At 67.5% G+C, this 14,444-nt stretch carries 13 protein-coding genes; 7 read left to right on the forward strand and 6 right to left on the reverse strand.

Annotation, left to right across the window (positions count from 1 at the left end; genetic code table 11):
- Positions 1–181 precede the first annotated feature (181 nt).
- A complete protein-coding gene (locus tag BM009_RS16940; RefSeq protein ID WP_093298001.1) occupies positions 182–1,078 on the forward strand; it encodes an iron-containing redox enzyme family protein in 897 nt (298 codons plus the stop codon).
- Between the two features lie 31 nt (positions 1,079–1,109).
- A complete protein-coding gene (locus tag BM009_RS16945) occupies positions 1,110–2,096 on the forward strand; it encodes an SGNH/GDSL hydrolase family protein (protein WP_093298002.1) in 987 nt (328 codons plus the stop codon).
- Between the two features lie 11 nt (positions 2,097–2,107).
- Here the strand turns inward: BM009_RS16945 and BM009_RS16950 are convergent, their stop codons facing one another.
- Positions 2,108–2,332: a hypothetical protein gene (locus BM009_RS16950; protein WP_093298004.1), complete on the reverse strand. Its 225-nt coding sequence runs from the start codon at positions 2,330–2,332 to the stop codon at positions 2,108–2,110.
- An 11-nt stretch (positions 2,333–2,343) separates the two neighbouring features.
- The gene (locus BM009_RS16955; protein WP_254772335.1) at positions 2,344–3,333 is read right to left on the reverse strand and encodes a glycerophosphodiester phosphodiesterase; all 990 of its coding nucleotides are present in this window, start codon (positions 3,331–3,333) and stop codon (positions 2,344–2,346) included.
- A 135-nt stretch (positions 3,334–3,468) separates the two neighbouring features.
- On the opposite strand from BM009_RS16955, the gene BM009_RS16960 reads away from it, so the two are divergent.
- Positions 3,469–4,380: an XdhC family protein gene (locus tag BM009_RS16960; RefSeq protein ID WP_093298007.1), complete on the forward strand. Its 912-nt coding sequence runs from the start codon at positions 3,469–3,471 to the stop codon at positions 4,378–4,380.
- The gene (locus BM009_RS16965; protein WP_093298008.1) at positions 4,367–4,981 is read left to right on the forward strand and encodes a nucleotidyltransferase family protein; all 615 of its coding nucleotides are present in this window, start codon (positions 4,367–4,369) and stop codon (positions 4,979–4,981) included. Before BM009_RS16960 ends, BM009_RS16965 begins: the two co-directional genes overlap by 14 nt.
- On the opposite strand, the gene BM009_RS16970 is transcribed toward BM009_RS16965, so the two are convergent.
- From BM009_RS16970 to BM009_RS16985, 4 genes are read right to left on the reverse strand one after another with little or no spacing between them, the layout of a single operon-like run.
- Positions 4,950–6,152, reverse strand: a complete 1,203-nt coding sequence (locus BM009_RS16970) for an ABC transporter permease (protein WP_093298010.1) — start codon at positions 6,150–6,152, stop codon at positions 4,950–4,952. The two genes, BM009_RS16965 and BM009_RS16970, sit on opposite strands and share 32 nt — an antisense overlap.
- 4 nt (positions 6,153–6,156) lie before the next feature.
- Positions 6,157–6,861, reverse strand: a complete 705-nt coding sequence (locus BM009_RS16975; RefSeq protein WP_093298011.1) for an ABC transporter ATP-binding protein — start codon at positions 6,859–6,861, stop codon at positions 6,157–6,159.
- 1 nt (position 6,862) lies between these two features.
- Positions 6,863–8,191: an efflux RND transporter periplasmic adaptor subunit gene (locus BM009_RS16980; protein ID WP_093298013.1), complete on the reverse strand. Its 1,329-nt coding sequence runs from the start codon at positions 8,189–8,191 to the stop codon at positions 6,863–6,865.
- Positions 8,181–9,662, reverse strand: a complete 1,482-nt coding sequence (locus BM009_RS16985) for an efflux transporter outer membrane subunit (protein WP_093298014.1) — start codon at positions 9,660–9,662, stop codon at positions 8,181–8,183. The genes BM009_RS16980 and BM009_RS16985 overlap by 11 nt, the downstream gene beginning before the upstream one ends.
- A 135-nt stretch (positions 9,663–9,797) precedes the next feature.
- Here BM009_RS16985 and acs point away from each other — a divergent pair, with 135 nt between their 5' ends.
- The 3 genes from acs (at position 9,798) to BM009_RS23185 (ending at position 14,365) form a co-directional block, all read left to right on the forward strand.
- The gene (acs, locus tag BM009_RS16990) at positions 9,798–11,735 is read left to right on the forward strand and encodes an acetate--CoA ligase (RefSeq protein ID WP_093298016.1); all 1,938 of its coding nucleotides are present in this window, start codon (positions 9,798–9,800) and stop codon (positions 11,733–11,735) included.
- A 276-nt stretch (positions 11,736–12,011) separates the two neighbouring features.
- Complete coding sequence (locus BM009_RS16995; RefSeq protein ID WP_093298017.1) at positions 12,012–14,042, forward strand: M13 family metallopeptidase; 2,031 nt, start codon at positions 12,012–12,014, stop codon at positions 14,040–14,042.
- Between the two features lie 188 nt (positions 14,043–14,230).
- The gene (locus BM009_RS23185) at positions 14,231–14,365 is read left to right on the forward strand and encodes a hypothetical protein (protein WP_302847371.1); all 135 of its coding nucleotides are present in this window, start codon (positions 14,231–14,233) and stop codon (positions 14,363–14,365) included.
- Positions 14,366–14,444 lie beyond the last annotated feature (79 nt).

Here is a 14,444-nt window from a genome sequence, read left to right on the forward strand (position 1 = left end):
AATTGTTGCAATTACCTACTTGGGTTGGGTGGATGCACCTTGCGCATGCGCAACCTAGAGCCGCGTTCTTCTGGCCGAACATGACAGATCAACGACTGCCAAGTGGTTGATCTGGTTGAATCGCCCGGAACTCCCCCCTTCGCCCGGGGGTTTAGGCGGCCAAGCAGGAGAGAGTTTTCCCATGGCAACGCTAGCGCGCGATTTCGCGCCACGCATCCGTTCGCAGTTTCTGACCGACAGCTTCCAGCGCGGCCTCGCCCATTGGAACCGGGAGCGGCTGGAACCCGGCTTCCCGTCCGACGACTGGCAGCGCCTGTTCGAGCGCGACGTCCGCATGGAGCGGCTGCAGGGCGCGTTCCTCGAGGAACTGCGTGCCGAGGTGATCGAAGAGGCGGCTGCGGCGCCGACCGACGTGGAAGGCTTTATCGACTGGTTCGAGGGGCTGAAGGCGACCGGTCCTGGGCAGGGCGACCCGCTTTTCCCCTGGCTTGCCGAACAGGCCGACCGAGACCAGCTTCGATGGTTCTTCGAGCAGGAAGCCGCCGGCGAGGCGGGGTTCGACGATCTCGTCGCGATGACGCAGGTCAAGCTGCCGACCCGGCCCAAGCTCGAACTCGCCCGCAATTACTGGGACGAGATGGGCCATGGCACCGAGAAGGGCATGCACGGTCCGATGCTCGACGCGCTGGTCGAGACGCTGGCAGTGACACCGGTGATCGAGAACACCGTGTGGGAAAGCCTGTGCCTCGCCAATGCGATGACCGCGATGGCAAGCAGCCGCCGCTATGCCTGGCATTCGGTGGGCGCGCTGGGCGTGATCGAGCTGACCGCGCCGGGCCGATCGGCCGCGACTGCCGAGGGGCTGAAGCGCGTCGGGCTGAGCCCCAAGGAAGCGCGCTACTTCACGCTGCACGCGGTGCTCGACATCAAGCACAGCGAGGACTGGAACCGCGAGGCGATCCGTCCCGCGGTGGAAGAGGATCCGCGCCGCGCGACCGCGATGGCCGAAGGGGCGCTGATCCGGCTGCGCTGCGGCGCGCGCTGCTTCGAGGCCTATCGCGAGCGTCTCTGGGGCTGACGCGCGCCCGGCGGGTTGCTAGGCGGGCACCATGCTTCGCCTAGCCCTTGCCGCCGCGCTGATGCTTGCGCCTGCCGAAACCCCTGTGCCGCTGCATGCCGGCGGGCGGGTGACCGAAGATGGCCGCTTCGGCTGGCCGGGCGTCTATTTCGAAGGGCGGTTCAAGGGGACGGCGGTGACGGTCTCAATAGAGGCCGGCATCGACCATCTTGCCATCCTGATCGACGGCGTTGAGCGTGCGGTGCTGAAGAAGCCCGGCCGCGTCGAACGCCGGTTCGATGGGCTGGCGGACGGCGAGCATGTCATCCGCGTCGAGAAGCTGACCGAGACGCAGTCGGGCTACAGCCGCATGCTGGGCATCACGACGAACGGCACGCCGCTGTCGCCGATTTCCCGCGCGCGTCGGGTGGAGTTCATCGGTGACTCGCACAGCGTCGGCTATGGCGACACCTCGGACAGCCGCACCTGCACCCCCGATGCGGTGCACGACACGACCAATACGTCGCTCGCCTTCGGGCCGCTGCTCGCGAAGAAATGGGATGCCGACTACCGCGTGATCGCCTTTTCCGGGCGCGGGGTGGTGCGCAACTATGCCGGCGGCAATCCCGGCGAGACGATGCCGCTACTCTACTCCCGCTCGATCCCCGGCGAGCCCGCGCCCGCTGCCGCCGATGACTGGAAGCCGCAGCTGATCGTGATCAACCTCGGCACCAACGATTTCTCGACCCCGGTGCACGGTGGCGAGGCGTGGAAGGACGAGGCGGCGTTGCGGGCCGACTATCGGTCGACCTATGTCGCGTTCGTCCGCCGGTTGCAGCAGGCCAATCCCGGCGCACGGTTCCTGCTGATGGGCGCCGCCAATTTCGTCGCCGACGTGCGCGCCGTAGCCGCGGCGACGAACGTCAAGGCAGTGGAAGTGCCGACGCTGGCGCTTACCGCCTGCAACTTCCATCCCTCGCTGTCGGACCAGCGGCGCATGGCCGACCTGGTCGAGGAAGCGGTGGGCAAGCCGGACTGAGCCGAATGCCCCTAGCGCTGCGCGTTCTGGCAGCGCTCGGGATGCTTGCGGCATTCCTTCTCGCGCTTGCGCATTTCCCGGCCGCGGTTGCGATCGGCCTCTTCCTGGCTGGTGGTGGTCCAGTCGACCGCCTTGGCACCGGCCCTGACCGGCAGCGTCACCACATTGGCGGCAGTCTTCACCACGCATCCCCCCGCGAGCAGCGGCAACATCAGCAGAACGGGGAGGATGCGCATCGGGGTAAGCCTTACTTGCCGTTGGATGTCAGGAACTTATCCCGAGCCGGCACGCCGATGGAAGGGAAATCGGTGAAGAAGCCGTCGATCCCGGCCTTGAGGAAGGCGGTGATCTCCTCCGCCAGCCGGCCATGCGCGGCCGGATCGGTGCCGACCTGATAGGCGGGCATCAGGAAGAAGTTCTCGGCGCGGAAGGTCCAGGGGTGGAGCTTCAGGCCTGCCGCATGGGCATCGGCGACCAATGTCGAGGGCGTGCCGTCCTTGGCGATGATCTGGGTCAGCTCGGGGCCGATGCCGGTGGCGTATTCCGCAACGGCCTTCAGCCCTTCCGGCGTCGCCATCTCCTTGTAGCTGGCATAGGCGTGGTCGGCCGGCCCTTCGCTGCCCGCCATCAGCTGGATCAGCGGGACCTTGGTCATGGTGTGGAGCCGCTTGAGGTTGTTCACTTCGAACGACTGGATGAATACCGGCGCATCGGCGCGGTCCCAGCCGGCCGCCTTGAGCTTGGCGACCAGACGCGCCTCCAGCGGCAGCCCGATCGAGGCGAAATAGCTGGGGTGCTTGGTCTCGGGATAGATGCCGATCGTGCGGTGCAGCCGCGCGGACTCCTTCTTGGCGAGCGCGATGATCTCGTCGAGCGTCGGGATCGTGGCCTGGCCGTCATAGGCGGTGTTGCCGGGGCGGAGCTTGGGCAGCCGCTCCTTGGCGCGCAGCGTCTTGAGCTCGGCGAGGGTGAAGTCCTCGGTGAACCAGCCGGTGATCGTCTGGCCGTCGATCGTCTTGGTCGTCTTGCGGGCCGCGAATTCGGGATGCGCTGCGACGTCGGTCGTGTCGGTGATCGCATTCTCGTGCCGGGCGACCAGCTCGCCGTCCTTGGTGGGGACGAGATCGGGCTCGATGAAATCGGCGCCGACGTCGATCGCGCGCTGATAGGAGAGCAATGTGTGCTCGGGCCGCTCGCCGCTGGCGCCGCGATGGCCGATCACGACGATACGAGGCATGGGCTTCTGCATGGGATGACCTTGTCCGAAAGCGACGCTCGGCGCCAGCAGCGCCATGGCCAATAACATCAGTCTCGTCACGAAACTCTCCTTCGGCTAGGCGGGTAGAAAGCGGATGTGACGGGAGCGCGACAAGTGGCGGACAATGACGGCGTGCTGGCAGCGGCCGAGGCCTGGCGCGGCGCGAAGATGGCGCTGGCGACGGTGGTGACCACCTGGGGCTCGGCCCCGCGCCCGCGCGGCAGCCATTTGCTGGTGCACGAGGACGGCCGCTTCGAAGGATCGGTCTCCGGCGGCTGCGTCGAGACCGACATCCTGCAGACCGCCGCCGAGGTGATCGCCGGCGCGCCCGCTGTGGTGAAGGACTATGGCGTCGCCGATGCGGCGGCGTGGGAAGTGGGACTGCCCTGTGGCGGGCAGATCGCGGTGCTGGTCCAGCCAGTCGCCGCCAACGGGTTCCCGCCCGAGCTGTTCGATGCGATCCGCGAGGCCCGTGCGGAGGGTCGTCCGATCGAAGTCGGCACCGATCTCACCACCCGGCAGAGCGCGATCGGCGGCTCGGGCTTCGTCAACCGCTACGATCCCCCCCGGCGGCTGCTGATCGTCGGGGCGGTGCAGATCGCGCAGGCGCTGGCGGGACTGGCGCGCGAGCTGGGCATCGCGACCACGGTGATCGATCCGCGCGGACGCTTCCTCACCGAGGAGCGCTTCCCCGGCGTGACGCTCGACGACCGCTGGCCCGACGAGGCGGTCACGGCGCTCAAGCCTGATCCGGCGACGGCGGTGGTGACGCTGAGCCACGATCCCAAGATCGACGATGCCGCGCTGATCGCTGCGCTGGCGCACCCCACCGGCTATGTCGCGGCGCTGGGTTCGCGGCGCAGCCAGGCGGCGCGGCTGGAACGACTTGGCGCCGCGGGCGTCTCTGCGCAGGATCTCGCGCGGATCGAAGGACCGGCGGGGCTTTCGATCGGGGCGATCGGTCCGTCCGAGATCGCCCTGTCCATCGCTGCCGCCATGGTGAAGACCTTCCATGCTGACTCCTGAAAAGACCGCGCTCGTCCTGCTCGCCGCGGGCAAGTCCGAGCGTTTTGCCGACGGCGACAAGCTGACCGAGGAATATCTCGGTCATCCGCTGGCGTTCCACGTGGTGACCGCGCTGGAGAAGATCCCGTTCCTCGCCCGCGTCGCCGTGGTGTCGGACACGACGCTCGATTTCACGTCGCGCGGGTTCCAGGTGGTGGAGAACCCCGATCCGTCGCAGGGCCAGGCGCGTTCGGTGCGTTACGGCGTCCAGGCGGCGGAGCAGGCCGGAGCAGAAGCGGTGTTGATCGCACTGGCAGACATGCCGCGCGTCACCGTTGCGCATTGCTACCGGCTGTTCGACCGATCGGACAATGGCGCGACCCTGGTCGCCTCCAGCGACGGCGTCCAGCCGATGCCCCCGGCGCTGATCGGCCGCGACCATTTCGCCGAGCTGTGGAGCCTGGAGGGCGACGCCGGCGCGCGGACGCTGATCTTGCGCGGCCACCATGTCATCACGCGGCCCGAGGAACTGGTCGACATCGATACCCGGCAGGACCTGGAAGACCTGCGCGGGCGCGAAGCGGCCGCGGCTATTCGTGCCGCAAGGCGTCGATCGGATTGAGCGCCGCGGCGCGCCGCGCCGGGAAGAAGCCGAACACGATGCCGATCAGCGCAGAGATCGCAAAGCTGACCAGGTTGATCGACAGGTCGAACTGGAAGGGCAGCTGGGCCAGCGCCGCCAGGCCCCAGGAGGCGAAGAAGGCGAGGCCGACGCCGACCAGCCCGCCCAGGCACGACAGCGCCACCGCCTCGACGAGGAACTGCAGCAGCACTTCCTTGCCGAGCGCCCCGATCGCGAGGCGGATACCGATCTCGCGGGTCCGCTCGGTGACGGACACCAGCATGATGTTCATGATGCCGATGCCGCCCACCAGCAGGCTCACCGCCGCGATGGCTGCGACGAACAGGGTGAGCTGCTGCGTCTGGTTGCGTACCGTAGCGGCGAATTCCGCGGTGTCGAAGATGTCGAAATTGTCGGGCTGACCAGCGCTCAAGTGGCGGCGTTCGCGTAGCAGACCCGTCAGCGACTGCTTGACGGCCGACGGCTCATAGCCGTCTGCAACCGCGACCAGGATCGCCAGCACGTTCTGGTTGCCGACGAAACGGCGCTGCACGGTCTTGAGCGGCAGCAATACGGTGGAGTTGGGATCGCTGAACCCGGCATTGTCGCGCTTCTTGAGGACGCCGATCACTTCGCAGCTCACCGTGCCGAGGCGGAAGCGCTCACCGACCGGATCCTCGTCGGCAAACAGGTTGGCGCGGATCGTGTCGCCGATCACGCAGACGGATTTCCCCGCGCTCTGCTCGGCATCGGTGAAGCGACGGCCGCCGGCGAATTCGAGTTTCTGTGCATCGAAATAGTCGTTGGTGGTGCCGGTGACGGAGGCGGTCCAGTTCTGCGCATTGCGCACGGCCAGCGCCGAGGAGGAGGCCTGCGGGGCGACCGCCCGGACGCCGCTCACCTGCTGGCGAATCGCCAATATGTCGGCATTCTCGAAGCTGGGCGGCGGGGTACTGCCACCCCGTCCGCGCCCCCCGCCCGGAAAAACGGCGAGCGTATTGTTGCCGAGCGAGCTGATCGATGCCTGCACCGAGGCGGAGACGCCGTTGCCCAGCGTCACCATGGTGATCACCGCGGCGACGCCGATGATGATGCCCAGGGTCGTCAGGAACGAGCGCAGGATGTGGCGGCGGATTTCGCGCAGCGAGAGGAGGAGGGTGGTGAACAGCATCGCTTCAGACCCCCATGCCGGCGGGGGTTTCGGTGCGTTCCACCAGCCCGTCCTTGAAGTGCACGATCGTCCGCGCGAAGCTCGCCATCTCGGGCTCGTGGGTGACCATCAGCACGGTGATGCCGAGCTCGGCGTTGAGACGCTGGAGCAGCTTCATGATCTCCACCGAGCGCTCGCTGTCGAGATTGCCGGTCGGTTCGTCGGCGAGCAGCACATCGGGCTGCGTTACGATCGCGCGGGCGATGGCGACGCGCTGCTGCTGGCCGCCCGAAAGCTCCGAGGGCGTATGATCCGCCCAGCGATCGAGCCCCACCTGCTCCAGCGCCGCCATTGCCGCCTCGCGCCGCGCCTTGCGGTGCTCGCCGCGATAGAGCAGCGGCAGCTCGACATTCTCCAGCGCCGTCGTCCGCGCGAGCAGGTTGAAGCCCTGGAAGACGAAGCCGAGATAGCGGCGGCGCAGATAGGCGCGCTGGTCGCGATCGAGCTTTTCGACGGGCACGCCGCGGAACCGATAGCTGCCGCCAGTCGGTACATCGAGGCAGCCGAGGATGTTCATCGTCGTCGACTTGCCCGATCCCGAGGCCCCCATCACCGCCAGGAACGCGCCGGCATCGATCGCGAGATCGACGCCCTTGAGCGCCTGGAACGCGGTCGGCCCCTCGCCGAACGTCTTGGTGATGCCCTGGAGCTGGATCAGCGGCTCGGCCATGTCAGTTCTGGTCGTCCTTGGCGGGTTTCGCCGCACCATTGGCCTGGACGCCGACGATCACCTTCATGCCCGGCTTGAGCTGGGCGCTGGTCACCGCGGTACGGCTGCCGTCGCTGGGGCCGGTGACGACCTCCACCTTCTGCGGCTTGCCGTCGCTGCCGACGACATAGACCGTCTGCTTGCTGCCGCGGCCGATCGCCTTTTGCTGCTCCTCGCGGCGCGGGCCGAACTGGATTCCGCCGCCGCCATTCTTGGCGCCGGCATCCTGTGGGGTGAAGCGCAGCGCGCCATTGGGGATCAGCAGTGCGTTGTCCAGCTTCTCGACGCCGATCGTCGCGGTCGCGGTCATGCCCGGGCGCAGCGTCAGATCCGGATTCGCAACGGATAGAATCGCGGCATAGGAAACGACCTGGTTGGCGGTGGTGGTGGTGCTGGTCGTGGCGCTCGTCGTCGCGGTCGAGGCGGTGAGGTTCGAGCCAAGGTCGACGCGGGTGATCTGCGCCGGGAAGGTGCGGCCGGGGAAGGCATCCACGGTGAAGCTCGCCGGCAGGCCGACCTTGACCGAGCCGACATCGGCCTCGTCGATCGCGACCTCCAGCTTCATGTGGGTCAGGTCCTGCGCGATCACGAACAGGTTCGGCGTGCTGAACTGCGCGGCGACGGTCTGGCCGGCATCGACCTGGCGGGCGAGCACCACGCCGTTCACCGGCGAGCGGATGATCGACTTGAAGCGCTGCGTCTGGTTCGAGGAGAGCGAGGCTTGGGCGGAGACGACGTTGGCCTGCGCGGAGCGCAGGTTGGCGCGGGCGCGGGCGACGGCGGCGCGGGCGGTGTCGAGCTCGGTCTTGGCGGGCACCTTGCCGCCCGAAAGCCGGCTGACCTCTTCCATGCGGCGCAGCTGCGCGGTCGCCTCGTCGAGGGTCGCCTGGGTTTGCGCCACCGCCGCCTGGTTTGCCGAGAGGGTCGCGCGGCTCTGCGTGATCGTGTCGTCGAGCCGCGAGGGATCGATGATCGCGATCGGCTGCCCCTCGGTCACGCGGTCGTTGACGTCGACCAGCACCTTGAGGACGAGGCCGGAGATTTCCGAGCCCACCGTCACCTGCCGGATCGGTGCCAGCCGGCCGGTGGCGGAGACGGTGACCGACAGCGCGCCCTTCTCGGCGGGTGCGGTGATATAGCTGGGCGGCGGCTTGGGCGCGAAGCAGCGCGAGACCAGCAGCCCCAGCACCACCACGACCAGCGCGATGATGATCCAGCGCAGGTTGCGCCGCCACCAGGGACGCCGCTTGGTGCCCAGAAAGGTGTCGAGGTCCTGCGGTTCACTGGCCATCGGTGGCGCTGCCTGTTCTTGGAGGGAGGGGCGAGATCGGCGCGGCTTCGTCCCAGCCGCCGCCGAGAGCGACATAGAGCTGGACCAGCGCGGTCGCCTGTTCGGATTCGGCTTGAGACAGGCCGTTCTTGGCCGAAAGCAGTGCGCTTTCGGACTGGTTGAGCGTGGTGAAGTCGGTGAGGCCCGAGCGATACTGGAAGCGGGCGAGCAGCGCCTGGTTGGTTGCGGCTTCCAGCGCGGTGCGGAACGCCGCCTCGCGCTCGCGCGCGGCCTGGAGGGCGACGATCGCATTCTCGATCTCCTCCATCGCCTGCAGCACGCTGGCCTTGTAGCTAATGAAGGCGCCGTCCGCCCCGGCCCGCGCCGAGCGGAGCTGGCTGCGCAGCCGGCCCGCATCGAAGATGGTCTGCGCGACATTGGCGAAGGCGCGGCCGGTGATGATGTCGAGCAGCGACCGCACCGAACCGCTGCCGGCGCTGACGCTGCCGCCGAGCGCGAGGCTGGGATAGAGCTGGGCGCGCGACACGCCGATCTGCGCGGTGGCGGCGGCGAGGTTGCGCTCGGCCGCGCGCACGTCGGGCCGCTGGCGCAGCGCATCGGCGGGGATGCCGGCGGCGACGCTGGCAGGACCGCGCGGGATTGGCTTGGACGTCTCCATCGCTGCTCGCAGCGCGCCGGGCGCCCGGCCGGTCAGCACGCCCAGCCGGGCGACATTGGCGGCATAGCTGCTTTGGAGCTGCGGGATCGAGGCGGCGGTCTGGGCGCGCTGGGCACGCGCCTGCTCGGCGTCCAGCGAGGAGACGAGCCCCGCCTGCACTCGCCACTGCGCGATCTGGAGGTTCTCGTCCTGGATGGCGAGGCTCTCGCGGGCATTGGCCAGCTGCGCCTGGGACAGCCGCGCCAGCACATAGTTGCGCGCGGTTTCGGATTCCACCGAGAGCAGCACCGCGGCACGGTTGAACCCAGCGGCCTCATAGGTCGCCTGGGCGCTGCGGACGCCGCTGCGCACCCCGCCGAACAGATCGGCCTGGTAGCTCGCGTCCAGACCCAGCGAGAAGTTGCTGCTCCCGCCTTGCGAGAAGGAGGCGATGGTGCCGTCGGGCAGCTGCGTGGTGACGCTGCCGCCGCGCAGCGGCTCGTTGCGCGAATAGCCGGCCGATCCGCTCACCGTCGGCAGCAGGGCCGAGCGCGACTGGACCAGCGACTCGCGCGCCTGGCGCAGCCGGATCACCGCCTGGGCAATGTCGAGATTGGCGGTCTGCGCCTGGCCGATCAACTGGCCGAGCATGGGATCGTCGAACCTGTCCCACCAGCGCACCAGATCCTCGCGGGCTTGCACCTGCGGGTCGACCGAAAAGCGATCGGGCAGATCGATCGGGGCAGAGGCCTGCTGCGGATGGCTGGAACCGGTGGAGCAGGCTGCAAGCGGCAGCGCCGCACAGAGCAACAGAGCAAGCGCAGGTCGTGCCATAGCGTTTTATATGGCTGATACGGTTTCCCGGTTCCACCGAAATTTGTTTGCACATTGTAACGATGTTGCAACCACGGGTGCCTTGCCTACCCACCCCTTGCGCTCCTAGATGCCCGCCGACCAGGAGGGGTCTCGATGAGCGAAAATCTGTATCCGGTGCCGGAAGCCTGGGCAAAGCACGCCCGCGTCGATGCCGCAGCGTATGAACGTCTCCACGCCCAGTCCCTGTCCGACCCGGACGGGTTCTGGCTCGATCAGGCCAAGCGGCTCGACTGGATCGTGCCCCCGCAGACCGCCGGGGACTGGTCCTTCGACGAAGCCGACTTCCGCATCCGCTGGTTCGCCGACGGCAAGCTCAACGTCGCCGCCAACTGCCTCGACCGTCATCTGGCGACGCGCGGCGACCAGACCGCGATCTTGTGGGAGCCGGACGATCCCAAGGAAGAGGCGCGCCGGATCAGCTATCGCGAGCTTCACGAACAGGTCTGCCGCTTCGCCAACGTGCTGAAGGCCGAAGGCGTGCGGAAGGGCGACCGCGTCACCGTCTACATGCCGATGATCCCCGAAGCGGCCGTCGCGCTGCTCGCCTGCGCGCGGATCGGCGCGGTCCATTCGGTGGTATTCGGCGGCTTCTCCCCCGAGGCACTGGCCGGCCGCATCGTCGATTGTGACAGCCGCATCGTGATTACCGCCGACGAGGGGCGGCGCGGCGGCAAGCGCGTGCCGCTCAAGGCCAATGTCGATGCCGCGCAACGCCACGCGCCGGTGCTCGAGAAGGTCATCGTGGTGCAGGCGACCGGCGGCGAGGTGGCGATGCAGCCCGGCCGCGATCTCTGGTATCACGAGGCAGCCGCCAAGGTCTCTGCCGATTGCCCGGCCGAGCCGATGGATGCCGAGGACCCGCTGTTCATCCTCTACACCTCGGGTTCGACCGGCAAGCCCAAGGGCGTGCTGCATTCGAGCGGCGGCTATCTGCTCTGGGCCGCCTATACCCACGAGGTCGTGTTCGATTACCGCCCGGGGCAGGTCTATTGGTGCGCGGCCGATATCGGCTGGGTCACCGGGCACAGCTATATCGTCTATGGCCCGCTGGCGAACGGCGGCATCACGCTGATGTTCGAGGGCGTGCCGACCTGGCCCGACGCCGGGCGCATGTGGCAGATCGTGGATCGCCACCAGGTCGAGATCCTCTACACCGCTCCCACGGCGCTGCGCGCGCTGATGAAGGAAGGCGACAGCTACGTTACCGCCACCAGCCGGGAGTCGCTCAAGCTGCTCGGCTCGGTCGGCGAGCCGATCAACCCGGAGGCATGGCGCTGGTATCATGACGTGGTGGGCGAGGGGCGCTGCCCGATCGTCGACACCTGGTGGCAGACCGAGACCGGCGGGCACATGATCACGCCGCTGCCGGGCGCCACCGCGCTCAAGCCAGGCTCGGCCTCGATGCCCTTCTTCGGGATCGAGCCGCAGCTGGTCGACGGCGACGGCGCGCTGCTGGAGGGCGCGACCGAGGGCAATCTGGTCATCGCGCGGAGCTGGCCGGGGCAGATGCGCACCGTCTGGGGCGATCACGAGCGGTTCTTCCAGACCTATTTCACCACCTATCGCGGCAAATACTTCACCGGCGACGGCTGCCGCCGCGATGCCGATGGCTATTACTGGATCACCGGCCGGGTGGACGACGTGATCAACGTCTCGGGCCACCGCATGGGCACCGCCGAGGTGGAGAGCGCGCTGGTGCTCCACGACAAGGTGGCCGAGGCCGCCGTCGTCGGCATGCCGCACGACATCAAGGGGCAGGGCATCTATGCCTATGTGACGCTCAACGCCGGCGTCGAGGCCAGCGAGGCGCTGCGCAAGGAATTGCGCGACTGGGTGCGCGGCGAGATCGGGCCAATCGCAACGCCGGACGCACTCCAGTTCGCGCCGGGCCTGCCCAAGACGCGCTCGGGCAAGATCATGCGCCGCATCCTGCGCAAGATCGCCGAAGGCGATGTCAGCAGCCTGGGCGATACCTCGACGCTCGCGGATCCCGCGGTGGTCGACGATCTGGTCGCCAATAGGGTGTCCTAAACAACCCTCTCCCCACCGGGGAGAGGGAGGGGCCCGCCGCCGAAGGCGGTGGGAGGGAGAGGGGCATTGCGAGGCGCTGCCTCGCGCGGCTGCGTTGCAGCCGCTCACCCTCTCCAAGCTACGCTAGGCGGCAAGCCGCCAAGCTCCGCTATCCTCTCCCTCAAGGGAGAGGAGCAACGCATGTGGACAGTATCACTTGTAACAAAATACCATTGCGGCGTCCCGCACCCCCCGTTACACTTGGCTAACACACACGTGGTGGGGAAGCCTAACATCATGAAAATGCGTCGTTCCTTGTTGCTGACCAGTGCGGTTGCGCTGCTCGTCGCCGCGCCTGCGCTCGCCCAGAGCGGCAAGCCCAAATATGGCAGCTTCGGTGTCGATCTGGCCGCGCAGCAGACCGGCGTGAAGCCCGGCGACGACTTCTGGACCTTCGCCAATGGCGGCTGGGCGGCACGCACCCAGATTCCCGCCGACCGCGGTTCGGCCGGCGTTGCCGTCGACCTCGTCGTCGCGGCCGAGGCGAATGTCCGCGCGCTGCTCGACGACATGGCGAAAAATCCCGACGCCTATGGTGCCAGCGGCAAGCAGGTCGGCGACTTCTATGCGAGCTGGATGGACGAAGCGGGTATCGCCGCGCGCGGTGCCGCGCCGCTCAAACCCTATCTCGATCGCATCGCCGGCGTGCAGGACAAGACCGCGCTGCAGGTGCTGTTCGCCACCACCGGCTATGCCTCGCCGGTCGAGGTCGGCGTGACTCCGGGCTTCGCCGATCCGACCAAATACACCGCCGCCGTCGGCCAGGGCGGCCTTGGCATGCCGCGCGACTATTACCTCAACCAGGGGCCGAAGTTCGATGCGGTGCGCAAGGCCTATCGGGCCTATGTGCAGCAGATCCAGGAACTGGCCGGCATCCCCGATGCGAGCGCCAAGGCCGACGCGATCGTCGCGCTCGAGACCGCGATGGCCAAGGTGCAATGGTCGCCGGAGCAGAGCCGCGACCTGGTCAAGCTCAACGATCCGCAGTCGATCGCGGGACTGACGGCCAAGGCCCCCGAGTTCGACTGGGCGCTGATGCTGAAGACGTACGGTGTCGACAGTTCGCCGCAGATCCTGATGACCCAGAACACCGCGTTGATCGCGCTCGGCAAGATCTTCGCCGCCATTCCGCTGGCCACGTGGAAGGATTATCTCGCCTATCGCTTCGTCAGCGATCACGCGACCTATCTGCCCAAGGCGTTCGACCAGGCGCGGTTCGACTTCTACTCGAAGACGCTCTCCGGCGTGCAGGTCCAGCGCGAGCGCTGGAAGCGCGGCGTGCAGATGGTCAACGGTGCGCTCGGCGAGGCGGTGGGCAAGGCCTATGTCGCCAAATACTATCCGCCCGAATCCGAGAAGCAGATGGCCGAGCTGATCGAGAATCTGCGCGATTCCTATCGCGAGCGGATCGAGGCTTCGACCTGGATGGATGAGGCAACCCGCAAGGCAGCGCTTGCCAAGCTGGCGGCGTTCGAGCCGCGCATCGGCCACCCGCAAACCTATATCGATTATTCGACGCTGAAGGTCGAACGCGACGATCTGCTCGGCAATGTGATGCGTTCGGGCGAATTCGAGCATCGGCTGGAGCTGTCGCGCTTCCCCAAGCCGGTCGATCGCAGCCTGTGGGCGATGACGCCGCAGACGGTGAACGCCTATTACGACCCCTCGCTCAACCAGATCACCTTCCCGGCGGCGATCCTGCAGCCGCCTTTCTTCGATCCCAATGCCGATCCGGCGGTGAATTACGGCGCGATCGGCGCGGTGATCGGCCACGAGATGGGCCATGGCTTCGACGACCAGGGCAGCATGTTCGGCCCCACCGGCAAGTTCGAGAATTGGTGGACGCCCAAGGCGAAGGAAGATTTCGCCGCGCGCACCAAGGCGCTCGCGGGCCAGTACGACACCTATGAGCCGGTGCCCGGCACCAAGATCAACGGACGGCTGACGCTGGGCGAGAATATCGGCGATCTCGGCGGCGTCGAGGCGGCGTACGGGGCGTATCAGAAGTACCAGGCCAAGCACGGCAAGGCGAAGAGCATTGGCGGGCTCACCGGCGACCAGCGCTTCTTCCTCGCCTATGCGCAGGCCTGGCGGACGAAGGTGCGCGAGGATGCGCAGCGCCAGCAGCTCCTCACCGATCCACATTCGCCGGCGACCGCGCGAGTCAACGGCATCGTCCGCAACGTCGATGCCTGGTACAAGGCGTTCGACATCAAGCCGGGCGACAAGTTGTACCTGCCGCCGGAGCAGCGCGTGCACATCTGGTAAGCGCCATTCGTATTTATACGGAAAAGGCCCGGCAGCGATGCCGGGCCTTTTTGCGTTCTGGCAGGGAAAACGTTCGCACTTGCAGCAACTGCAACTGGGGGGAAGCGGCTTTGCAGTTGCGGACTCACGCGGAGGCAACCAGATGCGGCGCCCGCGCTGCATTGCAGCAAAGCTGTATTGAGGTTCCCATGTTTTCGCTGATCGCGCTCTATTTCGCCCATCGCCGTATGGCCGCCACTGGCCAGACGAGCACCGCGAACGTCCGTGCGCTCGCGGCAGCCAATGAGCAGGAAGCGCTGGCGTTCCTGCCGCTCGCGGCCTGATTTCGAGACTCGTTCGCCCACTCCCCCTCGGGCGAACGACAGGGGCGCCGCTGTGCCCCCATTTCCGCGGCGCCCCGTC

Origin of the sequence: Sphingomonas sp. NFR04 (assembly GCF_900114095.1) — a bacterium.
Classification (GTDB): domain Bacteria; phylum Pseudomonadota; class Alphaproteobacteria; order Sphingomonadales; family Sphingomonadaceae; genus Sphingomonas.

What these genes read in the sequence shown, in the direction of transcription:
- BM009_RS16950 (WP_093298004.1), bottom strand. Translation starts at nt 2,332, where the DNA reads ATGCGCATCCTCCCCGTTCTGCTGATGTTGCCGCTGCTCGCGGGGGGA.
- BM009_RS16975 (WP_093298011.1), bottom strand. Translation starts at nt 6,861, where the DNA reads ATGGCCGAGCCGCTGATCCAGCTCCAGGGCATCACCAAGACGTTCGGC.
- BM009_RS16985 (WP_093298014.1), bottom strand. Translation starts at nt 9,662, where the DNA reads ATGGCACGACCTGCGCTTGCTCTGTTGCTCTGTGCGGCGCTGCCGCTT.
- BM009_RS16955 (WP_254772335.1), bottom strand. Translation starts at nt 3,333, where the DNA reads ATGCCTCGTATCGTCGTGATCGGCCATCGCGGCGCCAGCGGCGAGCGG.
- BM009_RS16980 (WP_093298013.1), bottom strand. Translation starts at nt 8,191, where the DNA reads ATGGCCAGTGAACCGCAGGACCTCGACACCTTTCTGGGCACCAAGCGG.
- BM009_RS16970 (WP_093298010.1), bottom strand. Translation starts at nt 6,152, where the DNA reads ATGCTGTTCACCACCCTCCTCCTCTCGCTGCGCGAAATCCGCCGCCAC.
- BM009_RS16995 (WP_093298017.1), top strand. Translation starts at nt 12,012, where the DNA reads ATGAAAATGCGTCGTTCCTTGTTGCTGACCAGTGCGGTTGCGCTGCTC.
- acs (WP_093298016.1), top strand. Translation starts at nt 9,798, where the DNA reads ATGAGCGAAAATCTGTATCCGGTGCCGGAAGCCTGGGCAAAGCACGCC.
- BM009_RS16945 (WP_093298002.1), top strand. Translation starts at nt 1,110, where the DNA reads ATGCTTCGCCTAGCCCTTGCCGCCGCGCTGATGCTTGCGCCTGCCGAA.
- BM009_RS16940 (WP_093298001.1), top strand. Translation starts at nt 182, where the DNA reads ATGGCAACGCTAGCGCGCGATTTCGCGCCACGCATCCGTTCGCAGTTT.
- BM009_RS23185 (WP_302847371.1), top strand. Translation starts at nt 14,231, where the DNA reads ATGTTTTCGCTGATCGCGCTCTATTTCGCCCATCGCCGTATGGCCGCC.
- BM009_RS16965 (WP_093298008.1), top strand. Translation starts at nt 4,367, where the DNA reads ATGCTGACTCCTGAAAAGACCGCGCTCGTCCTGCTCGCCGCGGGCAAG.